A 23306-nucleotide genomic window follows, 5' to 3' on the forward strand; every position below is an offset into this window, starting at 1 on the left:
GCGGCTCCTTGGGCGAGAAAACGGCGATGTTTTCCATCCTGCTCCCCTGTGTGGCGTGTGCGTTACGGTGTGCAGCCGCGCTGGCCGATCTGGCAGATCAGATCGACCAGCAGCGTATCTTCAGCAAAACCTAGCGGCTCTTCTTGAAGTATACATCGGCGTACACCGCCGCGACAAGCACCGCGCCCTTCAGCAGGTACTGCCAGGCGGGCTGCACGTTCATCATCTGCAAGCCGTTGGTGAGGCTGCTCATGATCAGCGAGCCGATGATCGCGCCCAGGATGGTGCCCGAACCGCCCAGCGTGGATGTGCCGCCCAGCACGCAGCTGGCAATCGCATCCAGCTCGTAGCCCTGGCCTGCGGCGATGGTGCCATAGCCCACGTACGAGGCCAGCACCGTGCCCGAGATGCCGCACAGGAAGCCCATCAGCACGTAGATCAGGAAGATGTTCTTGCGGATGTTCACGCCCGAGAGCCGCGCGGCCTCGCGGTTGCCGCCGATGGCGTAGGCGTAGCGCCCGAAGCGCGTGTTGTCCGACACGTAGCTCATCACCACGGCGGCGATGGCCAGCAGCAGCACCGGGGTCTGCACGCCGTTGTACTGGTTCACGATGCCCACGTACAGCAGCACCAGGGCCGCCACCAGGCCGGTCTTCAGCGCGTCCATATACATCGGCTCAAGCGTCAGGCCGTAGCGCTGCTTGCGCTGCCTGCCCATCACCATCAGCACGAACAGCACCGCAGCCACTACCACGCCCAGCACCCAGCCAGCGGCGGGCGGCAGGTAGCCCTGCGCGATCTCGGAGAACAGCGGCTGGTTGGCCGGGATGGTCTTGCCCTCTGTCACCAGCAGCAGCGCGCCGTTGAGGATCCACATGCCGCCCAGGGTGACGATGAACGACGGCACCTTCAGGTAGGCGATGATCGAGCCCTGCAGCATGCCGAACAGCAGGCCCACGCCGATGCCTGCCACGATCGAGAGCACGGTGGTCAGCACCTCCTGGTTGGGGAAGACCTGCGGCCAGATACGCGCCTGGAAGAAGGCCACCACCACCGAGACAAAGCCCGCCAGCTTGCCCACCGACAGGTCGATGTTGCCGGTGACGATGATCAGCACCATGCCCACCGCTAGGAAGCTGGTGACGGTCATCTGGCGGAACAGGTTCGAGATGTTCTGCGGCGTGGTGTAGTTGCCATTGGTGGCGCTGAAGAAGATGCCCCAGATCGCCACCAGGGCCACCAGCAGCGCATAGGTCTGGACATTTGCGCGGAACCCCTTGGTGATGCGCTGCACCGGGGTCTGCGGAACGCTTGAAGCAGCAGTGCTCATAATCGTATACCTTTCATCTCTCCACAATCGGGGCGGTCTCTAGGCCGGTCGCCAGGGCCATAATCTTCTCCTGCGTGGCCTCGGCCACCGGAAGGATGCCCGCCGAGCGCCCCTCGCACATCACCATGATGCGATCGCTCATGCCCAGCACCTCCTCCAGCTCGCTGGAGATCATGATGATCGCCATGCCCTGCTCGGTCAGATCATTCATCAGCTTGTAGATCTCATATTTTGCGCCCACATCGATGCCGCGCGTGGGGTCATCCATAATCAGCACTTTGGGCTGCGACATCAGCCATTTTGAGATCACAACTTTCTGCTGGTTGCCGCCAGAGAGCGAGTCGCAGACAGTGTCGAGGTGGGGCGCTTTGATCGACAGGCTCTTGGCGAACTGCCTGCTGGCCACGTGCTCCTCGCTGCTGTTGATCCAGCCGAAGCCCGAGAAGCGGTCGAGGTTAGCCAGCGAGATATTTTTCAGAATGGACTGCATCAGCACCAGTCCGTGCTGCTTGCGGTCCTCGGGCACCAGGCTCAGGCCCGCCCGCATGGCCTGCCGCGAGCTGCGGATCGTCACCGGTCTACCGTCGATGCGGATGCGGCCCTGGGTGATGGTGCCGTACTCGCCAAACAGCGTGGTGACCAGCTCGGTGCGGCCCGAGCCCATCAGGCCCGCGATGCCCAGGATCTCGCCGCGCCGCAGGTTGAAGCTCACGCCCTTCACCACCTCGCGGCTGGGCGCGGCGGGGTCGCTGGCGCGCAGGCCCTCGACCTCCAGCAGCACCTCGCCGGGGACACGGTTGCCCTTGGGGAAGCGCTCCTTCATCTCGCGGCCCACCATATAGCTCACCAGCTTCTCCTTGTTCAGGGTCGCCGTGGGCTGGGTGGTCACCACCTTGCCATCGCGCATGATCGTGATGTTGTCGGTGATGCGGAAAAACTCGTCGAGCTTGTGGGTGATGTAGAGGCACGTGACGCCCCGAGCCTTCAGGGTGTCCACGATCTCCATCAGCTTGTCGATCTCGGCCTCGGAGAGCGCGCTGGTCGGCTCATCGAGGATGAGCACCTTGGCGTGCTCGGAGAGCGCCTTGGCGATCTCGGTCATCTGCATCTTGCCCACGCCCAGGTGCCGCACCAGGGCGCGCGGGTCAATGTCGAGTCGGTAGGTGTCCAGCAGCTGCTGGGTGTCGATGTAGAGTTTGTCCCAGTCGATGCCGCCCAGCGCGTTGCGCGGCTCGCGGCCCAGGTAGATGTTCTGGCCCACCGTCATGTTGGGCACCAGCGTCAGCTCCTGGTAGACGATGGCGATCCCGGCCTCGCTGGCCTGGCGGATGGAGCCGCCCTCAAGGCGCAGCTCGCTGCCGTCGTAGAGGATGCTGCCATCGTAGCTGCCGTAGGGGTAGAGTCCGGCGAGGATCTTCATCAGCGTGGATTTGCCCGCGCCGTTCTCGCCGCACAGGCCGTGCACGCTGCCGCGCCGCACCTGGAAGCTGATGTTGCTGAGCGCCAGCACGCCGGGGAACTGCTTGGTCACACTATTTAGATCGAGGATGTTGTCATCCATGGGGGTCTCCTTGACAGACCTTGGCGGCGGGGCCGGTGGCCCTGCGGCGCTCGGTGCGCCAGGGGTGCCGCCATGTGCTCGGGGATGCGGGCGTGGCACCGCTGCGCCGCGCCCCGTGGGGCGCGGCGCAGCGGCGGGGGGCAGGGCCTACGGCTTCGCCGGGCGCTCGCCCTCGGGGATGTCGCGGTAGACATCGTCGTACGACTGGAAGCTGCTCTTCACGATCTCGTCGTACACGTTGGCCTTGGTCACCTGCTTCACCGGCAGGAACAGCGCAGGCACGCTGCCCTGCTGGGCGGTGTCGTTGGTCAGCTCGGCCAGGCTCTTGGTCTCCAGGCCCTGCACCGGCTGGCCCTTCAGCAGCGCGTCCACCAGATCCGCCGCCTTGGGCGCAAGCTGGCGGATGTCCTTATAGATCGTCAGGGTCAGCTCGCCCTTCACGATGCTGTTCGAGCCATCGGCGGTGGCGTCCTGGCCCGAGATCGGCACCACGCCAGCCAGCTTCTGCGCGCTCAGCGCCTGCAGCGCGCCCAGCGCCGTACCGTCGTTCGAGGCCACCACGGCGTCGATCTTGTTGCCCTGCGAGGAGAGGATGTTCTCCATGATCTTCACCGCGTTCGCCGGGTCCCAGTTCTCCACCCACTGGTCGGCCACCACGTCGATCTTGTCCGCGTACTTCGCCAGCACCTCATCCTGGCCCTTGCGGAACAGGATGGCGTTGTTGTCGGTCGGGCTGCCGCCAAGCTTCACCAGCTTGACCTTGCCCTTGGCGGCCACGTCCCACTTCTCGATGTCCAGCGCCTTCATGATGCCGTCGGCCTGCTGGCGGCCCACCTCGACATTGTCGAACGACAGGTACGCCGCGATGTCGGGCGACTTGATCAGGCGGTCGTAGGCCACCACCTTCACGCCCGCCTTGGCCGCCTTGGCCACCGCCGTGGAGGCCGCGTCGCCATCCTGCGGCACCACGATCAGGGCCTTCACGCCCTGGGCCACCATGTTGTCGATCTGGTCGTTCTGCACCTTCACATCCTGGTCGGCCTGCTGAACGACGACGTTGTAGCCCTTCTCCTTCAGCAGCTTGGTCAGCAGCTCGGACTCAGGCTTCCAGCGCTCGGTGGCGAAATCGGAGAACGAGAGGCCGACGGTGATCTGGCCGCCAGCGGCGGCGGGGGCTGCCTCCTGGGTGGCCCCAGCGCCCTGCGCGGGCTGCTGCTGGGTCTGCGCGGCGGGCTGGCCGCACGCGGTGATGCCGACCATCGCGGCGCTGAGCGCCAGCGTGGGCAGCGAGTAGCGGGAGAACAGGCGGTGCATTGGTAGCTCCTTTGCTCTGCAATGATCCAGGGCCGTAGAATCTATCTGCGCGGCCACAGGGCGCACGCTGCCTGGCCCAGGCCATACGATGGCGAGGGCGCGTAGACGCGCGGCTGTGGCGCGGTGCCGCAGCTACATAGGGTGGTGAAGATCGCTAGGTGGTGCCGAGACAGGCGTGGTTGGCGGTGGGCCGCCTGCCCCATCGGCGCGGTGGGGTGTAGGGCTGTGCATAGAATCTGTCCCCTTAACTGACGCTGTTAGCGAGGATCTACAGATCGCGTATAGCTCAAATGAGTGCTGATAGCGGATAGTGTACGCCATCGCGTGGGCGCGCTCAACCCCCCGCGACCCTGATTCTGATTAGGGGATTTCCCCTAATCGCCCAGGTCGTCGATCACCAGGCGGATGGCGGCGGCATCCAGATCCTTTTTGTCCAGAAAGGCGACCGCCCCGCTCTCGATGCCGCGCCGGTGGAACTCGCGGTCGGGGTAGGCGCTGATCAGCACCACGCGGGTGGTCGGGGCCGCCGCCTTCAGCTGGCGGGTGCACTCGATGCCGTTCTCGTCGCCCAGCACCACATCCACAAAGGCCAGCTGCGGCTGGGTGCGGCGGGCCAGCGCCACGGCGGCGCTGATCTGGTCGGCCTCGCCGATCTGGGCGTGGGGGTAGCTCCTGCCGATCATCTTGCGCATCTGGGTGCGGTAGCGCATGTTGTCATCCACCAGCAGGATACGCAGGCCCGCGTGGGGCGCGGGCGGCTCGGCGGGGTGGGGCGCGCCGCCGCTGCGGATGGCCGCCGGGTGCTGCGCCAGGTAGTTCACCGCCTCCAGGCGGCTCTGCACGCCCAGCTGGCGGTACAGCCGCGTCAGGTGGTTCTCGATCGTCTTCACGCTCAGGCCGGTGTGCCGCGCGATCGCCTGGTTGTCCAGCCCCTGCTGCAGGTGGCGCAGCAGATCCTGCTGGCGCGGGGTCAGCGCCGGGCCGCTGGCCACCGCCTCGTTGTAGTGCAGCAGCTTCTCGACGATCGGCGAGCAGATCCAGCGCTCGCCCGCCAACACGCGCTGCACGGCCAGCCGCAGGTCGCTCAGCGGCTGATCCTTCAGGTGGTAGCCGTTCACGCCCACGCTCAGCAGTCCCTGCACATACACATCGTCGGCGTAGGCGCTCACGATCAGGATCTTGAGCAGCGGGTAGCGCTGGCGGATGTGCTGCACGCCCACGATCGGCTCAAAGTTCGGCATGGTCACATCGGTCAGCAGCAGGTCGGGCTGGTGCTGGGCCAAGGCCCGCTCTAGGGCCTGGCCGTCGCCCACCTCATCCACGATCTGGATGGCGCTCAGGTCGCGCAGGGCGTTGGCGATCCCCGAGCGCACCACGGCGTGGTCGTCGGCTAGTACGGCGCGGATGGTGTTCATGCCGTCTGTTATACCGCATCCCGCCGCGCTTTTCAACTGCCGCGCCACATCCATAGGAACCGTTTACCACCAAGACTCCAAGACACCAAGGGGACAAAAGGGGGCGAATACCACGAAGACACGAAGGCTCTTTACCACCAAGGCTCCAAGACACCAAGGGGACAAAAGGGGGCGAATACCACGAAGACACGAAGGCACCAAGGGGAATAGGGATCAGGGAATAGGTATGAGCAGGCTCCTCTCCTCATCCCACCTAGCCCATGCGGCGAAGGTGCCACGAGAGTCTTAATAGCCATATGCACGAACACCAGCCACCAGGAGACAGCACGGGAACGCTCAAAATTGGGGGTTTCGAAGGGGGTTACACCCCCTCGCGGGGTTCCTAGGGGCAGGCCCCTAGGCGCTGCCCGCGTAGGGCATCCACCCACCGAACAAGCACTACGCCATCACTTCATGGGGAGCAAGACACTATGTGAGAGCAGGCCCCTAGGTGCCGCCTGCGCAGTGCATCCACCAACCAAGCACCGACGCTATAGGGGATCGCGCCCCCAGCTTGGCCCGGCCACCACGACTCCAAGGGGCAAAGACACGACCGTGGGAGCGCAGCACCCCGCAGAGGCACAAGCAGTACAGGAAGAAAAAAAGCGCCGCCGCACGAGCGCAGCCGTACCGCGCTGGGCGGGATTATGACTAGCTGCCTTGGTCATGCGCCTTCGCTGGATGGGCAAGGCCGCTGGCATGCTGGCCCTGCCAGCGCGGGGCTGGGCAACACTCCAGCACTGCCGCCGAGCGACTCCCCACGCCTCCCAAGCAACTCCCCTCGTCTCCCGAGCAACCCCCCTCGTCTCCCGAGCAACTCCCCACACCTCCCGAACAACTCCCCACGCCTCCCGAGCGACTCCCCACGCCTCCCGAGCAACTCCCCACGCATCCCAAGCAACTCCCCACGCCTCCCAAGCCATTGCCCACACCCAGAAACCCATCCCCTTGGTGCCTTGGCGTCTTGGTGGTAAACGGTGCGCTGGATCCCTTCGCGCCCTCGTGTCTTCGTGGTATTCGTTCCCTTGGTGGGTTGGTGGGAAACAGTTCTCCTCGCACGAAAGAGAAAAGGCATAGATAATGCACTTGGCCAGCAGGCGCGACGTGCGCCCGCCCGATGTGTGAGAAGAGGAGATTCCCCATGTGGTCTAGTGCCCTACCCTGGGCAACCCTGCTGATCGTAGCCGCCGCGCTGGCGGGCATCGCCGTGGGGCGCTGGCCGCTGCTGCGCGCCAACCGCCCCGTGATCGCCCTGCTGGGCACGGCGCTGCTGCTGGCCGTCGGCGCGCTCACCCCGCCCCAGCTCTACGAGTCGGTGGACTACGGCACCATCCTGCTGCTGTTCAGCATGATGATGCTGAACGGCACCCTGTTCCTCGCCGGGTTCTTCGGCGTGGTCACGCGCCAGATCCTGCGGGTGGCCAGCGGCCCGCGCACGCTTCTAGCCCTGATCATCGTGGCCTCGGGCCTGCTCTCGGCGCTGTTCCTGAACGACACCGTGGTGCTGATGCTCACACCGATCGTGCTGGACACCACCAGGGCGCTGAAGCGCAACCCGCTGCCCTACCTGCTGGGGCTGGCCACCGCCGCCAACGTCGGCTCGGCGGCCACCATCACCGGCAACCCGCAGAACATCGTGATCGGCAGCGCATCCGGCATTCCCTACCTGCGCTTCGCCGCCGCCATCGGCCCCACCTCGCTCATCGGCCTGGCGATCTGCTGGCTGGTGGTGGTGGCGGTGCACCGCCGCGAGTTTCGCGGCGGCTCCTTCCAGGTGCCGGATGTGTCGCGCAGCGCCGTGCTGCGGCCCCTGCTGATCAAGGGCGGCCTTGCGGTGGGCGGCATGCTCGTCATGTTCCTGGCGGGCGTGCCGGTGGCCATGGCTGCCTTCCTGGCGGCGGCGGCCATGGCGGCCACGCGGCGGCTGCGCCCCAAGCGCGTGTTCGCCACGGTGGACTGGCCGCTGCTGGTGTTCTTCTGCGGGCTGTTCGCGCTCACCCACGGGCTGGATGTGCAGGGCTGGACCCAGCAGCTGTTTGCGCTGCTGGCCCCGCTGGCCCAGGCCGGGCTGGTGCCGTTTGGCATCGCCACCGTGGTGCTCTCCAACCTGATCAGCAATGTGCCCGCCGTGCTGCTGCTGCAGGGCCTGGTGCCCAGCCTGGCCGACCCGCAGCGCGGCTGGCTGATGCTGGCCGCCGCATCCACGCTGGCGGGCAACCTGACCCTGCTGGGCAGCGTGGCCAACCTGATCGTGGCCGAGCTGGCCGAGCGCTGGGGCGCGCGGGTGAGCTTTATGGACTACCTGCGGGTGGGGCTGCCGGTCACCCTGCTGACGCTGGCCGTGGCCTTCGCCCTGATCTAATCGGATCTTTAGCTTTATGGCGCGCTGTGGCGCGCTGGCCATTTTGACATGGGCTAGAGCCATACGTACAATAGGGCCAGCCTCCCAGCCAGATGCAATCGATAGCGCGGCGCACGACGCCGCACACCAGAGGGAACACTATGGGATTTCTCCCACCAGATGACCCATTTCTGATCAACACCACGATCGGAAACCTGCCCATCCAGCTGCGCTGGTACGGCATCTTCATCGTCGGCGGCGCGATGCTGGCGGCGTGGATCGCGTCGCGTCGCGCCGAGCGGCGCGGCTTCGACCCCGAGGACATATGGAACCAGCTGATGATCGGCATGGTCATCAGCATCGCCTGCGCCCGCGCCTACTACGTGGCCTTCGAGTGGCACCGCTTTGCCGACAAGCCGTTTCTGTACATCATCAACCCGCAGAACGGCGGCATCGCCATCCACGGCGCGCTGATCGGCGCGATTATCTCGGGCCTGATCTACACGCGCTGGCGCAAGCTGCCCTTCTGGCAGTGGGTGGATATCTGTATGCCCACCGTGCTGGTGGCCCAGGCCATCGGGCGCTTCGGCAACTTCTTCAACCAGGAGGCGTACGGCCGCGCCATCGAGGGCGGCTTCCCGCCCTTCGGCGTGATCATCAACCGCCCCGAGCAGCGCCTGCCGCCCTTCGACGACCCGGCCAAGTACCCGCTGGACACCACGCTGTTTCACGCCACCTTCCTCTACGAGGCGGTGTGGAACGTCATTGGCTTCGGACTGATCATGTGGCTGGAGCGCAGGCTGCGCGGCTGGCGTCGGGTGGGCGACCTAGGCGCGCTCTACGCCATCTGGTATGGCCTGGGCCGCTTCTGGGTCGAGTCGTTCCGTACCGACAGCCTATGCACCAACGGCGTGGGCGGCTCGTGCGACGGCTCGTTCCGCGCCGCCCAGATCGCCAGCCTGGCGCTGGTGGCCATCGGCGCAGCCGGGCTGATCTACAACCATATGCGCCAGGCCCGCCCCGCCGCCGAGGTCGAGAGCGAGTACGCCGAGCAGGCGCGGCTGGCCGCCGAGCAGGCCCAGGCCCAGCAGCCACCGGTCACAGCCGCAGCCACCGCCGCCCCCGCCGAGGATGCGGCCACCGCCGATCAGTCGGCCACACCGCAGGGCTAGCGCGGCACCGCAGCAACCAGAACGGCCAGGGGAGCACTTCCCCTGGCCGTTCTGCATGTGGGCCCCAAAAGTTCGCCAGCTTGCCACAACTTCTTCACAGGTTCCTAAAAAGTTTGCACTACCATACGCTGCATTGGCAACACGCACAACGTCCGAAAGAGAGCCGAACAATGCAGCAGAGCAAACCCAAGGCAAACCGAAACCTCATCAACATCGCGCTCGATAGCGCGGTCTTCATCGTCTTCCTGGTCACCACCGCGCCGCACCTGAGCGGCATCGCCATCCACGAGTGGCTGAGCCTGGCCTTCGGGGCCGCAATCATCGCCCACCTGCTGCTGCACTGGCAGTGGATCGTGGGCATCACCAAGCAGTTTTTCCGCAGCGCCAAGGGGTCGGCGCGCGCCAACTATGTGCTGAATGTGCTGTTCTTCCTAGCCATGACGATCGTGATCTTCAGCGGGATCATGATCTCCGAGCACGCCCTGCCCGCGCTAGGCATCGAGATCGGGCGCGACATGTCGTGGCGGCGTATCCACGGGCTGGCCTCGAACGCCTGCGTGCTGCTGCTGGGGCTGCACCTGGCGCTGCACTGGGGCTGGATGGCCAGCATGGCCAAGAAGTATATCGGCGCGCCCATCCGAGGCCTGCTGGCGCACGGCGGGGCCAGCAAGCAGACGAAGGGGGCCTAGCATGAAAAGCACACTTCAGATCCTTCTGCGGGTCGTGATCATCCTCGCGGCGGCGGCGGTCGTCAGCTTCGGCGGGCAGACGCTCATCCACTCGACGTTCGGCCAGTCGCTCACCGGCATGCCCTCGGGCGGCCAGGGCGGCCCGCCTGCGGGCGAGCAAGGCGAGGGCCAGGGCAGCGCCCAACCCAGCGCCGACGCGGCCACCACCAGCGCCGGGCAGGGCCAGCAGCGCGGCGGGCGCGGCGGCGAGCGCGGCGGAAACGCCATCATGGAGCTGTTCAAGAACCTCGCGATCGTGCTGGTGCTCACGGCCATCGGCGGGCTGATCACCACCGTGGCCCAGCGCATTCTGCGCAGGCGGGGCAAGCCCGCGCTGTCCGGGGCCAGCGATTAGTTCGGCAGCACATGCGGGGGCGAAAGGGGGCGCGCTGCCCCCTTTTTGCATGCCCCACGCGGGCGGCAGCCAGGGGGCACTGCACCTCACATGATGTCACTTTGTGCGGGTTTCCGCCACATTTTTGGTAAAAATATACGTTGTGGTTGATTCGGCCAGGGTGTGCCTTCGTTTACAGCGGTGGTGGTTGGCTACTGGGTGGATGCCCTGCGCGGGCCGCACCTAGGGGCTAGCCCCTAGGAACCCCACCAGAGGGCATCGCCCCCTTGGAACCCCCAATGTGAGGCGTTCCAATACTCCCAGCGCACGGCTGATGTTCGTGCATATGGCCATCAAAACATGAGCAGCACCTTCGCCGCATGGGCCGGGTGGGTAGGGCTGGCCTCTCGCCACTTCCTCGCACCTTTTGTATTCTTGGAGCCTTCGCGTCTTCGTGGTATTCGTTCTCTTGGTGCCGTGGTGTCTTGGTGGTAAAAATCTTCGCGGTGAAAAATGCAGCGCGGCGACGCTATAATACAGCTATGCCAGAATTACCTGAAGTAGAGCACGTGGCGCGCGGACTCGGCGCGCAAGTATGCGGCAGAACCATCGCCCATGTCAGCAAGCTGGATTGGGAGCCGATGGTCGAGACGCCTGACCCCACCAGCTTCCGGGCGCTGCTGGAAGGGCGGCGGTTCGAGGCGGTGGGGCGGCGGGCCAAGTGGATCGTGGCGACGCTGGATGGCGGGTGGACGCTGGCCCTGCACCTGCGGATGTCGGGCTATATCACCGTGCAGCGCGGCGGCGAGCCGGACAAGCACACCCACCTAGTGATCGACCTGACCGACGGGCGGCAGATCTTCTTCCACGACACGCGCAAGTTTGGCCGCGCGCGCCTGCTGGATGCGCAGGGCCTGCTGGCCCTCGACGCCGCCCACGGCATCGAGCCGCTCGGCCCCGCCTTCACCCCCGAGGCGCTGGGAACGATCGTCGGGCGGCGCACCACCAAGATCAAGCCGCTGCTGCTGGACCAGAGCCTGATCGCGGGCGTGGGCAACATCTACGCCGACGAGGCGCTGTGGCGGGCCAAGATCCACCCACGCCGCGCCGCCTGCACGCTCAGCGCCGCCGAGGTGGGGGCGCTGCACGCGGGCATCCAGGCCGCGCTCGGCTCGGGGCTGGAGCACGGCGGCAGCACGCTGCGCGACTACCGCAACAGCTACGGCGAGGCCGGGGAGAATCAGAAGCACTTTCTGGTGTACGATCAGCAGGGGAAGGCGTGCCAGCGGTGCGGGGCGCAGATCGAGAAGCTGGTGGTGGCGCAGCGCGGCACCCACGTGTGCCCGCACTGCCAGCCCGAGCCCGAGGGCTAGGCCGCGCCGCCCAGCGCCGCGCGCTCGACCACCACGCCCTCGGGCAGGCGGCCCCGCTGGGGGTCGCTACTGTCGGGCACGAACAGCAGGGCGCGGATGTTGGGGCCGACGGCCATGGCCAGCAGCAGGCGGGGGATGGGCACCGCGCGCAGGCGGGGCGGGGTCTGGTCTTTGATCAGGCCGTTGCGCTGGGCGAACAGCAGCGCCACATCGGGCGAGGCGAAGGCCAGCAGGGTGCGCGGCTTGCCCGTGCCGCCGCTGCCGCCCGCGCCGGTGGCGCTGCCCGCCTGAAAGACGTAGAACACCTCGCCCGGCAGCTGCGGGCGCAGGCTGGCCAGCAGCGCCGCGATGTGCTCGGGGGCGATGCCGTAGGCCGCGAAGGTCTCCATGGTGTTGTCTGGCTCGCTCATGGCGCTACCACCGGCACCGGCGTGGGCTTGGCCGCCGACACGATGTTGGGCGCGCTATCCTGGAAGTAGAGCGCGTGGCCCAGCAGGCCGATCAGGATCTGGCTGCCGTCGCCCGCGTCAGGGTGGTACTCCAGGCGGGCGCGCTGGAAGTACTGCACGGTGTACATCTTCTCGCCAAAGCGCTCCTGCAGCTCGTCGCTCAGCGGGTAGCCGAACACATCCAGCCCGCCGTTCTGCTCCCAGAAGGTGTAGAAGCGATCGCTCACGCCGTGGTTGGTGATCGGCGAGTAGACCACCTCGGGGTTGCTGGGGAAGAACTGCTGGTTGGGAAAGGGCACGTTCTGCGTGAACTCGACGCCCACCAGAGCGGGCTGGACCTCGTAGGCCGTGCCCTTGTGCTCGGGCCAGTACTCCAGGCGCGAGCGCTCGAACCACTGGGCCTCGCGGCCACCCACCTGCACCAGCCCGCTGATCGGCCTGCCGAACACGCGCTCGCCGCTGTGGGCCTGGTAGTAGTCGCGGAACACCGGCGCGACCTCGTAGGATGTGGTGATGGCCGCGCCGCGCGTGCCCGCCTGGCCCGTGCCGCCCAGCGCCGCCGTGAGCGGCGCTGGGCTATCGGCGGCGCGGGTGCCGGGGAACGAGATGATGCCAGCGTGGCCGGTGGCCGCCGCGATCAGGTAGCAGATCAGGAAGATCAGCAGCAGCAGCAGGATGTGCCCCGGCGCGCGGGCGCGGGCCTCGGCGCGCTCCTCCGCCGGGGTCTTGCGGGCGATCTCCTGGCGGATGCGGTCGGCCTCGGTATCCAGCGCCGCCGTCTCGCTGGCCACCAGCTCGGTCTTGCCCTGCTCAAGGGCGGCGGCCTCGCGGGCGGCGCGCTCGCGCTGGATCTTCTCGTCGGCCTCGCGGCGGGCAGCCGCTACGGCATCGCTGGAGGTGGCGGCGGTAGTGGTGCGGTTATCTTTATCGCTCATATGCACCCATTGATGAGAGAGGTGGCAAGGCCAGAGAACACCAGCAGGCCCGACACCCCATGGCGGTAGAACGGCCTAGAGATGCTGGCGGATGCTGGCGGCGATGGCGCTCAGCTCATCCTGCTCGAACTGCTGGGTCTTCCAGGGCAGCATGGCGCGGTCGCCATCCCAGCGGGGGATGAGGTGGACATGGAAGTGGAACACGGTCTGCCCCGCCGCCGCGCCGTTGTTCTGCACGATGTTCAGGCCATCGGGGTGCAGCGACTGGCTGATGGCTGTCGCCACGCGCTGGACCGAGGCCATCACGGCGGCCAGCACATCCGGCGGGATGCTGTAGATGTCGGGGTACTCCTGCTTGGGCACCACCAGGGTATGCCCGCGCGAGGCCGGGCCGATGTCGAGGAAGGCGTAGGTGTGCGCATCCTCGTAGACCTTGGTCGAGGGGATCTCGCCGCTGATAATTTTCGAGAAGATCGAGGCCATTGATCACCTGCTTCTATACGCTCGGGCGCGGCGGGGCCATAGCACCGCCGCAAAAGGGTGCGGGGGAAGGCCCCTAGCGCCGCTCGGGCTTGGGGGCGGCCAGCCACGCCAGCAGGCGCGGCAGATCCCACGTGTTGGCCAGCTGGTCGGCGGCGGCCCAGCCGCGCCGCGCCGTGACCACGCCCAGCCTGATCCAGGCCAGGTTATCGGTGTGGTGGGCATCGCTGTCGGTCACCAGCAGCGCGCCCAGCTCCAGCGCGCGCCGCGCGTGCGCCGCCGAGAGATCGAGCCGGTCGGGGCCGCTGTTCACCTCCAGCAGGGTGTTGGTCTCGGCGGCGGCGCGGGCCACCGCGTCGATGTCCAGCTCGGCCCCGGCCCTGCCGCCGATCAGCCGCCCGGTGGGGTGGCCGATGATGTCCACATGCGGGTTGCGGATGGCCTTCAGGATGCGCTCGGTGGCCTGCTCGGCGGGCTGGCGCAGCTGCACGTGGGGCGAGGCCACCACGATATCCAGCTCGGCCAGCACCTCGTCGGGCAGGGCCAGCCCACCGTCGGGGGTGATGTCCACCTCCACGCCGCGCAGGATGCGGAAGCCGCCCAGCTCGGCGTTCAGCGCGCGGATCTCCTCGGCCTGGGCCTTCAGCCGTGCGGCGTCCAGCCCGTTTACAATGCCCAGGTAGGCGCTGTGGTCGGTGATGGCCATGTGGCTGTAGCCACGGGCCATGGCGGCCTCGGCCATGGCGCGGATGCTGTGCTTGCCATCACTCCATGTGCTGTGCATGTGCAGGTCGGCGCGGATGTCGGCCAGCTCGACCAGGCGGGGCAGCGCGCCAGCCTGGGCCGCCTCGAACTCGCCCGCGTCCTCGCGCAGCTCGGGGGCGATCCAGGGCAGGCCCACCGTGGCGTAGACCTGCTGCTCGGTGGCGCAGGGCACGGTCTCGCCGCTCTCAAGGCGCTTAAAGCCGTGCTCGCTGAAGCTCATACCCTGGGCCAGGGCCAGCTCGCGGAAGCGGATGTTGTGCGCGCGGCTGCCGGTGAAGTGGTGCAGCGCCGCGCCCCACACGGCGGGGTCTACCGCGTAGAGATCGACCTGCATGCCGCTGTGCAGGTAGGCGGTGGCCTTAGCATCGCCGGATGAGTCGACGTAGGCGATCATGGGCAGCGCGGTGAAGGCGCGCACCACGGAGGCGGTGTCCTCGGCGGCGGCCAGGATGTCGAGGTCGCCGGTGGTCTCGCGGCCACGGCGCAGGCTGCCCGCGTAGGCCGCCTCGCGCAGCGGCACGGCCTCGCGCAGCGCGGCCAGCAGCTGCTCGGCCATGGCCAGGGCCTCGCCCATCAGCACGCGGGTGTCGGCCTGCTCGGCGGCGGTGATGCCTGCGGAGATGCCCGCGATGGTCTTCGCGCCGAAGCCCTTCACCCCGGCCAGCTTGCCGGTGTCGGCGGCCTGCTTCAGCGCGGCCAGGCTGTCGATGCCCAGCTCTTTGTAGAGCTTCCCGGCGGTGCGCGGGCCGATGCTGGGCACCTTCATCAGGTCGAGCACGCCGGGCGGCACCTGCTGCTTCAGCTTCTCGTAGAACTGCAGCTGGCCGGTGTCCAACAGCTCGATGATCTTGTCGGCCAGAGTTTTGCCGATGTTGGGGATCGCCTCTAGCTCGCCGCGCTCGCGGTAGGTGGCGAGCGCCGCGGGCAGCTCGCCGATCGAGTCGGCGGCGCGCTGGTAGGCCTGGAAGCGGTAGCGGCTCTCGCCCGCGACCTCAAGGCTCAGGGCGATCTTGGCAAACACCTCGGCGATATCGTGGTTTGTCAGCGTGGCGGGCATAGCCTATGCACCATCTTTCTCTTTCGCTCACTGGCAATTATAGCATCGCAAGCAAGCCTCGTGCCCAGCTACGGGGCCACTGCGTTCTCACCACCACGGCACCAAGACAGCGAGGGAACGCAAAAGAACGGATACCACGAAGACGCGAAGGCTCGAAGGGGGACGATTCACCACCAAGACACCAAGACACCAAGGAACGCAAGAAACGAATACCCAAAGACGCGAAGGAATAATGGTCAAAGAAGGGATGGGCGTAACGCCAACCTTGAAGACGCGGACGATTCACCACCAAGACGCCAAGACACCAAGGAACGCAAGAAACGAATATCCAAAGACGCGAAGGAATAATGGTCAAAGAAGGAATGGGCGTAACGCCAACCTTCCCCACTCGGCCCATGCGGCGAAGGTGTCGCTCCTGCAAACTGGCCATATGCACGAACACCAGCTGCCTGATGGCCGCGCAGGGCATCCACCCACCGAACAACCATCACCGCCAGCACTCATGGGAAATACGCCCGCCGCCGACCAGACAACACCAGAAACCCAGAAAAATAACGGCGTTTCTTCACCCCTTGGTGTCTTGGAGTCTTGGTGGTAGAACGTTCTGCCGAACGAAAGCACAGCGGCCCTGCCACAGGCCAGATCTGCCAGCTTTCGCCTGCGCCGTATATGGTATTATTATCGGTACATCAGCAGCTGGCACCAACACGCTCAGTACAACGAGAAGAGGAAGAGGAGAGCGATGAAGAACGTCCTGCTAATCGCCCTGATTATTGTTGCGACCATTTTCCCCTACGCGGCCACGGCGGTCGAGCTGACCCGCGATATGACGGCGGCGCTGGCCCTGGTGGGCATGTCGGTGCTCACCATCGTGATCGCGCTGGCGGCCATGTTCTACCGCCCCAAGCCCACCGCCGACACCGAGACCCCGCTGCAGGCCATCCCCAGCATGCCGGGGGCCAGGCGGGCAGCCGCAGGCGGCAAGAAGCACTAGCCAGGCACCGAGTTTGAAGGTATGACAGTGAATGTTGGAGGCGCTATGGTCATCACACACAAGGCGTATAATCGAGTCGATCTCCTCTCGATCGAGGGCCGCATGGATGCGGCCAGCGCACCGCAGTTCAAGCAGCAGATCGACGAGCTGTTCGAGCAGGGGCGCTACCGGATCGTCATCGATATGGCCAAGCTCGCCTATATCGCCAGCCCCGGCCTGCGTGTGCTGATCGAGGCACGCAAGCGGGCGCGCGATCTGAAGCTGCCGGACCTGGATGGCGGCGACATCCGGATCGTGAACCTGCCCGGCAACATCAAAGAGGTGTTCGACCTCACCGGGTTCACCTCGCTGTTCGAGATCTACGACGACGTGACCGAAGCAGTTGGATCGTTCTAGGATCAAAAGGCGGCGCGAGCGATGTTTGACACCACCACCCACCAAGGATTCGCATCGCTCGCGTTCCACCCCCAACATACTATGGAATCGCTGATCGTTCCCGCAACGCTCGACTCGCTCGAGTCCATCAGCCAGTTCGTCTCGCGCGCCACTGGCCAGGTGGGCTTCGACGATCACGCCGCGTGGCAGGTGCAGCTGGCCGTGGACGAGGCCGCCACCAACATCATCCAGCACGGCTATGATGGCGAGTCGCGGGGGACCATCGAGCTAGAGTGGCGGCTGATCGACGGCTGCACGCTCGAGATCAGCCTGCGCGACCACGGGCGGCGCTTCGACCCCAACCAGGTGCCCTCGCCCAACATCACCGCCCCACTTGAGGAGCGCGCCCCAGGCGGCCTGGGCATCTTCCTGATGAACCAGCTGATGGACACGGTGGAGTACACCCACAGCGCCACCTACGGCAACACGCTGGTGATGACCAAGCGGCTGGCGAACACCGGCGCGAACGTGCAGGTGTTCGCGCTCAGCGGGCGCCTGGATGCGGTGGCCAGCCAGCACGCGCTGGAGCGACCGCTGGCGGCGATCGCCTCGGGGGCCAACCGCGTGCTGCTCGACATGGCCGAGGTCACCTTTATGTCCAGCAGCGGGCTGCGGGCGCTGCTGCTGCTGCGCAAAGATCTGCTGGCCCACGGCGGCGAGCTGCGGCTGTGCGAGATGCGCGACCATGTGTACGAGGTCTTCCTCCTGACCGGCTTCACCCAGGTCTTCACCATCCACCAGACCCGCGAGGAGGCCCTGGCGGCATTTAGATAGGGGTTGCTGTGCGGCGCGAGAGCTGGCTGATCATCTACTGCGTATGCGCTGGCGCACTGGGCTGGGTGCTGCTGCTGGCCCAGCCCCTCCACCCCACCTCACCCCAGCTGCTCTGGCTGCTGGCCCTGGCGCTGCTGGTGGAGAGCACCGGGTTCCGCGCCCCGCCCGCCGACTCGGTGAGCCTGGTGGGCGTGGTGCTGCTGACCGCCGCGCTGGTGCTCGGCCCCGCCGATGGCGCGCTGCTGGCGGCGCTCTCGGGCCTGGTGTTCGGCACGGCCGCCCCGCTGTTCTACCGCCGCGCCAAGACGCCCTTCTACATCTTCGCCAGGCCCTTCCTGCGCAGCGGCGTGCGCGCCCTGGGCGTGCTGGGCAGCTACGGCGCGGCCAGCGCGCTGGCCGGCCCCGCGCCCAGCCTGCTGGCCCAGCTGGTGGCACTGCTGGTCTGCTACCCCGCGATCATCCACCTCAACCGCGTGATCCGCGAGTACATCCAGGGCGGCCCCACCGGCGTGGGCATCTGGTGGCGCTCGACATGGCGCTCCTCGCTCAGCACCGAGCTGCTGCCGCTGCCGATCGCATGGCTGGGCGCGGCGATCTACCTGCGGCTGGGCAGCCTCTACATGCTGCTGGCGGGCGCGGGCCTGTTCGTGGTGGGGCTGACGGTGCGCCGCGCCACCCGCCAGGTGCAGAGCCAGCGCCGCTCGGTGCAGGAGCTGGCCCTGCTGAACCAGGTGAGCCGCGCGATCATCCGCGCCGACATGGACGTGGGCGAGCTGTGCGAGCTGATCTACCGCGAGGCTTCCAAGCTCGTCGACACATCCTCATTCCACCTGGGCCTGTTCGCGGCCCAGGGCGACCAATATACCCTGGTGGTGCGCGTGCAGCAGCGGGTGCGGCTCGATCCGATCAGCATGGATCTGCCTATGGGCGACGGGATCGTGGGCTGGATGCGCGAGACCGGGCAGTCGCTGCTGGTGGAGGATTTCGAGCTGGAGATGGAGAAGCTGCCCGCCCGCCCGCGCTACCAGAGCGATCACCCGCCGCGCTCGGGCATCTACGTGCCGCTGAGCGATGGCGAGCACGTGATCGGCACCATCTCCATCCAGAGCTACCGGCCCCGCGCCTTTGACATCAACGACATGCGCATGCTCTCGCTGATCGCCGACCAGGCGGCGGTGGCCATCTCCAAGGCCCGCGTGTTCGACCAGGCCTCCAAGCGCGCGCGCCAGCTGCAGGCCATCCACAGCGTTGGCGAGCAGATCACCGCCATCCTCGACATGGATGAGCTGCTGCCCTCGGTGGTGAGCCTCATCCGCGAGCGCTTCGGCTACCACCCCGTCCACATCTTCTCGATCGAGCCAGATGGCCGCCTGCTATTCCGCGCCTCCACCGCCGAGTCCGAGGGCCGCAGCCGCCTGACCATGCTGCACACCGGCCAGGGCCTGATCGGCGTGGCCGCGCAGAGCAGCATGCCGCTGCTGGTGAACGACGTGGCCGCCGACCCGCGCTACATCAGCGACGACCCGAACACATGCGCCGAGCTGGCCGTGCCGCTGCGCTTCGGCGCGCAGAACCTGGGCGTGCTGGATGTGCAGAGCGACACCGCCAACGCCTTCACCAACGACGACATGTTCATCATGCAGACGCTGGCTGGCCAGATCGCGGTGGCGATCGAGAGCGCCCGCGCCTTCCAGGCCCAGCGCGAGGAGGCCTGGACGCTCAACGCGCTGCTGCAGGTGGCCGAGAATCTGGCCCGCGCATCCACGCTGGAAGATCTGCTGCCCACGATCGTGCGGCTGCCCCCGCTGCTGCTGGGCTGCACCCGCTGCTACTGCTGGGAGTGGGATGCCGCCCACGGCCACTTCGCGCCGCTGGCCGCCTACGGCCTAGCCGACGACCAGCGCAAGCGCTTCTTCGCCACGCTGCTCGACGATGCCTCGGCCCCCATGCTGGCCGAGGCCCGCGACAGCGCGGGGCTGGTGGCCGCATGCAACGTCGAGGCCGACATGCGCCGCCTGCCCTCGGTGGTGGAGCTGGGCGGCGGCACTCTGGTGGCCCACGCGCTGATGGCCCGCAACCTGCCGCTGGGCGCGCTGGTGCTCGACTACGAAAGCCCCCGCCACGATCTGCCGCCGCGCACCCAGGCCATGATCACCGGCATCGCCAACCAGATCGCCTCGGCGCTGGAGGCCGCCTTCCTAGCCATCGACGCCGCCCAGGCCGCCCACCTGGAGGAGGAGCTGCGCGTGGCCCGCGAGATCCAGACCGCGCTGCTGCCCTCCGAGGTGCCGCACATCCCCGGCTGGGGCATCGCCGCCGACTGGCGCTCGGCGCGGCTGGTGGGCGGCGACTTCTACGACTTCTGGCCGCTGCACGGCCCCGACCACCAGCCCCAGATCGAACAGGCCGCGCCCATCCTGGGCCAGAGCGAGAAGCTGGGCTTTGTGATCGCCGATGTGTCGGACAAAGGCGTGCCCGCCGCCATGTTCATGGCGCTCTCGCGCAGCCTGGTGCGTGCCGCCGCCCTGGATGGATCCTCGGCCAGCACCGCGCTGATGCGCGCCAACCGCTGGATCACCCGCGACTCCGACTCGGCCATGTTTGTGACCCTGTTCTACGGCATCTTGGAGCTGCAGACCGGCTGCATGCGCTTCTCGTGCGCGGGGCACAACCCGCCGCTGCTGGTGCGCGCCGACGGCAGTGTGGAGGAGCTGAAGACGCCCGGCATCGCCCTGGGTGTGCTGGAGGAGGCGCGGCTCTATGAGACGGCGGTCGACTTCCACCCCGGCGATGTGCTGGTGTGCTACACCGACGGCATCACCGAGGCGATCAACAACGCCGACGAAGAGTTCGGCGTGCCCCGGCTCACCGAGGTCATCCGCCAGCAGCGCGAGGCCAGTGCCGACGCCATCCGCCGCGCCATCGGCGAGGCCCTGGGCCGCTTCACCGAGGGCCGCCCGCCCTTCGACGACATCACAATGGTGATCATCAAGCGCGAGCCTACGGCCTAGCCCCGCACCACCATGCACACGATCAAAAAATACGCCAACCGCAAGCTCTACCACACCGCGCTGAAGCAGTACATCACACTCGATGGGATCTCGACGCTGGTGCGTCGAGGCGAGCCGGTGGAAATTATTGACAATGAGACTGGCCAGAACATCACCGCGCAGATCCTGGCCCAGGTGGCGCTGGGCGGGCCTAGCCCGCTGCCCATCGCGGTGCTCACCAGCCTGATCCAGGCCGGAAACGACACGCTCAGCGGGCTGCGCCGTACCCTGGCCAGCGCCATCGGCGGCGGCGACGAGGTGGATGAGGAGATCGCGCGGCGTCTGGATGCGCTAGTGCACAGCGGCGCGATCGCCCCCGACGAGCACGAGCGCATGCTGGCCCTGCTGGCCCCGCACCGCGCGCCCGCCGCCAGCCCGCCGTCCATGCTGCCCAGCGCCAGCGACATCGAGCGCCTGCGCGAGCAGATCGACGCCCTGGCCGCGCTGGTCGGCCAGCTGCAGGCCGAGCGCGGGCGCAGGCAGCCGCCCGAGGTGTAAAACAAAAAGGGCGTGGGGCAGCTTGCCCCACGCCCGCTGCGACCCCAGCGACTAGTTGCGCGAGCGCGTGAACTGGGCCAGCCCGCCCATCTGCCGCTCGCGGTACACGATCTGCCCGCCCACCTTCTGGATGGCGTAGGCGAAGCCGCTCTCCAGATCAGCGTAGGTCGAGACCCCCGCCATCACCACACCCAGCTGCACGATCGTCTGCGCCACGGCGGGCGTGATGCCCACCACGATCACCTCGGCCCCCAGCAGCTGCGCCGCCTGGGCCGCCTGCAGGATATGGTTGGCCACGCTGGTGTCCACCACCGTCACGCCGGTGATGTCAATGATCACCACGCGGGCGTGGCGCTCGCTGATCGCGCCCAGCATCGTCTCCACGAACTCGGCGGCGCGCTGGGTGTCCATCGTGCCCACCAGCGGTACGATCAGGATCTCGCGCGCGATCGGGATGACGGTGCTCGACAGCTCGCTGATCGTGCGCAGCATCTGCTCCTGGCGCTGGTAGGCCTCCTCGATCTCCTTGGCGCGGCGCTCCAGCTGGCTGAACAGGCGGGCGTTCTCGATCACCATGGCCATGGCCCCGGCGATCCGCTCGATCAGCGAGAGGTCGTGGCGGCTGCAGGCGTCGGGCTGCGGGCTGGCCAGGCGGATGGCCCCAAACACGGTACCGTGGATGAGCAGCGGCACCAGCACGCTGGTCTGCACCTCGCCGCTCTCGCGCTGCACCAGCGTGCGCCCGGTGTTGAACACCTGGGCCAGCGGCGAGGCCGCATCGAGGGTGGCGCGCCGCTCGACCACGCCCTCATCGCCAGCATCAGCCATGCCGATCATGGTCAGCACCAGCTTCTTGCCGCGCGCCCGGATGCGCTCGCGCAGGCTGATGTCGGGCTTCTGCCGGTCGGTGTCGTGCAGGTAGTCGGCCAGGGCGATCGACCAGTCGGTCGGCTCCAGCGTCACCACATCCACGCCGGTGTTCAGCACGCGGTCGTCGGGCAGCGTATCCAGCGCGCGCTCCTCGCCATCGGTCAGGATGCGGGCCAGCAGCTCGATGCACTGGTAGCCCATCGAGAACTCGCGCTGGGCGATGGTGGCCTGGATGGTGCCCTCGCGCAGCATGTAGATGGTGTCGGCAGTCACATCGAAGCAGACGATCTTAAACGACTCGTCTTTGCCCGCATGCAGGGCCGCCATGCCCCAGTTCGGGCCGTTCGAGCCGCACGCGCCAAACGCCCCGGCCAGCATCGGGTAGTCTGCCAGGGTCTGGCACGAGCGCTGGAGCCCCAGGTGGGCGTCGTGCTCCTCCTCGAAGGGCGGCAGGATGCGGATGGGCACGCCGGCGATCCCAGCCTCTAGCCCCATCATGCGGTCGATCGAGTTCTCGGTCATGGCCGAGTCGATCGACGCGCCGATCAGGCCGCCCTTGGGCAGCAGCCGGGCCAGCACATCGCCCGCCAGCACGCCCGCCTGGTAGTTGTCGGTGCCCACGTAGGCCAGGGCGGCGCTCTTGGGCAGCGGCGGGGTGTCGAAGGCGATCGCGGGCACGCGGCGGGCGGCAGCGGCGGAGAACTTCGGCTCGGCCAGGGCCGCGTCGATCGGCGCGATCGCCACGCCGTGCGAGCCATCGGCCAGCGCCGCGTCGAACAGGCGCAGCTGATCGTCGCTGCTGCCCGCCACATAGCGCAGCTCCACACCTAGGTCGCGAGCCGCCGTCGCCGCGCCGCGCCGCACATTGCTCCAGTAGCGGCTGCTCACCGTGCCAGTCACGCGAAAATCACGCAGCTGCCCGCCCTCATCCAGCAGCGAAAGCTCGATAGCGCTCCAGTGGGTGGCGGGAAGCACGCTTTTGATGCCGCCCTCAAGAATCCGTACGACATCCTCAATACTGGCCGATGCGGTGACAACATCTAGCACATCGGTGAGCAGGCGGATCTCCTGCGCGGCGTGGGCAAGGTCGCGGTACAGCTCCGAACGCTCAGTGGTGGTGGCAAAGGCAAGTGCGGCTTCCATAGCAGTGTTTTGTTTTCCTATGCTACTGGTTGATCGCGGGTGATCGGCGCGCTGATGCGCAGGTGCACTCAGCGCACGCCCGGCGTGGGCGAGCCACAGGCGGGCGCAACGGGCAGCCAGCAGCCGCAGGCGCAGCGATACGGCGGGGGAAAAAGGTAGGTGGCAAAGTCCGTCGTTGGGCATACGAACGCCCAGGTGGCGCGATGGCGGCTTCGTGCTGGAATAGTATGTCTATGTTCCATAGCCAAC

Annotated in this window: 19 protein-coding genes and 1 pseudogene; 11 read left to right on the top strand and 9 right to left on the bottom strand. The window is 67.2% G+C overall.

Features of this window, described 5'->3' with window-relative positions:
- Nucleotides 1-130: 130 nt before the first annotated feature.
- The 4 genes from F8S13_08770 to F8S13_08785 all read right to left on the bottom strand — a co-directional run bounded on the left by F8S13_08770 (nt 131) and on the right by F8S13_08785 (nt 5620).
- Nucleotides 131-1330 (bottom strand): sugar ABC transporter permease, encoded by a 1200-nt coding sequence (locus F8S13_08770; protein KAB8143972.1) that lies wholly within the window; start codon nt 1328-1330, stop codon nt 131-133.
- Nucleotides 1331-1343: 13 nt separating this feature from the next.
- Nucleotides 1344-2891, bottom strand: a complete 1548-nt coding sequence (locus tag F8S13_08775) for an ATP-binding cassette domain-containing protein (protein KAB8143973.1) — start codon at nt 2889-2891, stop codon at nt 1344-1346.
- Between the two features lie 147 nt (nt 2892-3038).
- Nucleotides 3039-4151, bottom strand: a complete 1113-nt coding sequence (locus tag F8S13_08780) for a sugar ABC transporter substrate-binding protein (protein KAB8144107.1) — start codon at nt 4149-4151, stop codon at nt 3039-3041.
- A gap of 428 nt (nt 4152-4579) precedes the next feature.
- On the bottom strand, nt 4580-5620 hold the full coding sequence (locus tag F8S13_08785) for a response regulator transcription factor (protein ID KAB8143974.1): 1041 nt from the start codon (nt 5618-5620) through the stop codon (nt 4580-4582).
- 846 nt (nt 5621-6466) lie between these two features.
- Between F8S13_08785 and F8S13_08790 the strand changes: the two are divergent.
- The 6 genes and pseudogenes from F8S13_08790 to mutM all read left to right on the top strand — a co-directional run bounded on the left by F8S13_08790 (nt 6467) and on the right by mutM (nt 11607).
- Nucleotides 6467-6565, top strand: a pseudogene (locus tag F8S13_08790) (succinylglutamate desuccinylase).
- A 235-nt stretch (nt 6566-6800) separates the two neighbouring features.
- Nucleotides 6801-8021: an anion transporter gene (locus F8S13_08795; protein ID KAB8143975.1), complete on the top strand. Its 1221-nt coding sequence runs from the start codon at nt 6801-6803 to the stop codon at nt 8019-8021.
- Between the two features lie 140 nt (nt 8022-8161).
- Nucleotides 8162-9172 carry a prolipoprotein diacylglyceryl transferase gene (gene lgt / locus F8S13_08800; protein KAB8143976.1) on the top strand — a complete coding sequence of 337 codons (1011 nt, stop codon included), beginning with the start codon at nt 8162-8164 and terminating at the stop codon, nt 9170-9172.
- Between the two features lie 170 nt (nt 9173-9342).
- Nucleotides 9343-9861, top strand: a complete 519-nt coding sequence (locus tag F8S13_08805; protein KAB8143977.1) for a DUF4405 domain-containing protein — start codon at nt 9343-9345, stop codon at nt 9859-9861.
- Nucleotide 9862: 1 nt separating this feature from the next.
- The gene (locus F8S13_08810; protein ID KAB8143978.1) at nt 9863-10255 is read left to right on the top strand and encodes a hypothetical protein; all 393 of its coding nucleotides are present in this window, start codon (nt 9863-9865) and stop codon (nt 10253-10255) included.
- Between the two features lie 521 nt (nt 10256-10776).
- On the top strand, nt 10777-11607 hold the full coding sequence (gene mutM, locus F8S13_08815; protein ID KAB8143979.1) for a bifunctional DNA-formamidopyrimidine glycosylase/DNA-(apurinic or apyrimidinic site) lyase: 831 nt from the start codon (nt 10777-10779) through the stop codon (nt 11605-11607).
- On the opposite strand, the gene F8S13_08820 is transcribed toward mutM, so the two are convergent.
- From F8S13_08820 to polX, 4 genes are all read right to left on the bottom strand, one after another.
- On the bottom strand, nt 11604-12017 hold the full coding sequence (locus F8S13_08820; GenBank protein KAB8143980.1) for a hypothetical protein: 414 nt from the start codon (nt 12015-12017) through the stop codon (nt 11604-11606). The genes mutM and F8S13_08820 overlap by 4 nt on opposite strands.
- Nucleotides 12014-12991: a hypothetical protein gene (locus F8S13_08825; GenBank protein KAB8143981.1), complete on the bottom strand. Its 978-nt coding sequence runs from the start codon at nt 12989-12991 to the stop codon at nt 12014-12016. The genes F8S13_08820 and F8S13_08825 overlap by 4 nt, the downstream gene beginning before the upstream one ends.
- Nucleotides 12992-13066: 75 nt before the next feature.
- Nucleotides 13067-13474 (bottom strand): HIT family protein, encoded by a 408-nt coding sequence (locus F8S13_08830; protein ID KAB8143982.1) that lies wholly within the window; start codon nt 13472-13474, stop codon nt 13067-13069.
- 73 nt (nt 13475-13547) lie between these two features.
- Nucleotides 13548-15293: a DNA polymerase/3'-5' exonuclease PolX gene (gene polX, locus F8S13_08835; GenBank protein ID KAB8143983.1), complete on the bottom strand. Its 1746-nt coding sequence runs from the start codon at nt 15291-15293 to the stop codon at nt 13548-13550.
- A 742-nt stretch (nt 15294-16035) separates the two neighbouring features.
- Between polX and F8S13_08840 the strand changes: the two genes are divergently transcribed.
- From F8S13_08840 to F8S13_08860, 5 genes are all read left to right on the top strand, one after another.
- A complete protein-coding gene (locus F8S13_08840) occupies nt 16036-16287 on the top strand; it encodes a hypothetical protein (GenBank protein KAB8143984.1) in 252 nt (83 codons plus the stop codon).
- Between the two features lie 45 nt (nt 16288-16332).
- Complete coding sequence (locus F8S13_08845; protein ID KAB8143985.1) at nt 16333-16683, top strand: STAS domain-containing protein; 351 nt, start codon at nt 16333-16335, stop codon at nt 16681-16683.
- Between the two features lie 81 nt (nt 16684-16764).
- Entirely contained in the window at nt 16765-17496 is a 732-nt protein-coding gene (locus F8S13_08850; protein ID KAB8144108.1) for an anti-sigma factor antagonist, read from the top strand.
- A gap of 8 nt (nt 17497-17504) precedes the next feature.
- Entirely contained in the window at nt 17505-20507 is a 3003-nt protein-coding gene (locus tag F8S13_08855) for a SpoIIE family protein phosphatase (protein KAB8143986.1), read from the top strand.
- A 12-nt stretch (nt 20508-20519) separates the two neighbouring features.
- Nucleotides 20520-21044, top strand: coding sequence for a pesticidal protein Cry15Aa (locus F8S13_08860; GenBank protein ID KAB8143987.1), 525 nt, complete (start codon nt 20520-20522; stop codon nt 21042-21044).
- 51 nt (nt 21045-21095) lie between these two features.
- On the opposite strand, the gene F8S13_08865 is transcribed toward F8S13_08860, so the two are convergent.
- Nucleotides 21096-23240, bottom strand: a complete 2145-nt coding sequence (locus F8S13_08865; protein ID KAB8143988.1) for a substrate-binding domain-containing protein — start codon at nt 23238-23240, stop codon at nt 21096-21098.
- Nucleotides 23241-23306 lie beyond the last annotated feature (66 nt).

The organism is Chloroflexia bacterium SDU3-3 (assembly GCA_009268125.1).
Lineage (GTDB): Bacteria > Chloroflexota > Chloroflexia > Chloroflexales > Roseiflexaceae > SDU3-3.

Bases quoted from the DNA above. Each gene is read 5' to 3' on its own strand.
- F8S13_08770 (KAB8143972.1), bottom strand. From the start codon at position 1,330: ATGAGCACTGCTGCTTCAAGCGTTCCGCAGACCCCGGTGCAGCGCATC.
- F8S13_08775 (KAB8143973.1), bottom strand. From the start codon at position 2,891: ATGGATGACAACATCCTCGATCTAAATAGTGTGACCAAGCAGTTCCCC.
- F8S13_08780 (KAB8144107.1), bottom strand. From the start codon at position 4,151: ATGGTCGGCATCACCGCGTGCGGCCAGCCCGCCGCGCAGACCCAGCAG.
- F8S13_08785 (KAB8143974.1), bottom strand. From the start codon at position 5,620: ATGAACACCATCCGCGCCGTACTAGCCGACGACCACGCCGTGGTGCGC.
- F8S13_08795 (KAB8143975.1), top strand. From the start codon at position 6,801: ATGTGGTCTAGTGCCCTACCCTGGGCAACCCTGCTGATCGTAGCCGCC.
- lgt (KAB8143976.1), top strand. From the start codon at position 8,162: ATGGGATTTCTCCCACCAGATGACCCATTTCTGATCAACACCACGATC.
- F8S13_08805 (KAB8143977.1), top strand. From the start codon at position 9,343: ATGCAGCAGAGCAAACCCAAGGCAAACCGAAACCTCATCAACATCGCG.
- F8S13_08810 (KAB8143978.1), top strand. From the start codon at position 9,863: ATGAAAAGCACACTTCAGATCCTTCTGCGGGTCGTGATCATCCTCGCG.
- mutM (KAB8143979.1), top strand. From the start codon at position 10,777: ATGCCAGAATTACCTGAAGTAGAGCACGTGGCGCGCGGACTCGGCGCG.
- F8S13_08820 (KAB8143980.1), bottom strand. From the start codon at position 12,017: ATGAGCGAGCCAGACAACACCATGGAGACCTTCGCGGCCTACGGCATC.
- F8S13_08825 (KAB8143981.1), bottom strand. From the start codon at position 12,991: ATGAGCGATAAAGATAACCGCACCACTACCGCCGCCACCTCCAGCGAT.
- F8S13_08830 (KAB8143982.1), bottom strand. From the start codon at position 13,474: ATGGCCTCGATCTTCTCGAAAATTATCAGCGGCGAGATCCCCTCGACC.
- polX (KAB8143983.1), bottom strand. From the start codon at position 15,293: ATGCCCGCCACGCTGACAAACCACGATATCGCCGAGGTGTTTGCCAAG.
- F8S13_08840 (KAB8143984.1), top strand. From the start codon at position 16,036: ATGAAGAACGTCCTGCTAATCGCCCTGATTATTGTTGCGACCATTTTC.
- F8S13_08845 (KAB8143985.1), top strand. From the start codon at position 16,333: ATGGTCATCACACACAAGGCGTATAATCGAGTCGATCTCCTCTCGATC.
- F8S13_08850 (KAB8144108.1), top strand. From the start codon at position 16,765: ATGGAATCGCTGATCGTTCCCGCAACGCTCGACTCGCTCGAGTCCATC.
- F8S13_08860 (KAB8143987.1), top strand. From the start codon at position 20,520: ATGCACACGATCAAAAAATACGCCAACCGCAAGCTCTACCACACCGCG.
- F8S13_08865 (KAB8143988.1), bottom strand. From the start codon at position 23,240: ATGCCCAACGACGGACTTTGCCACCTACCTTTTTCCCCCGCCGTATCG.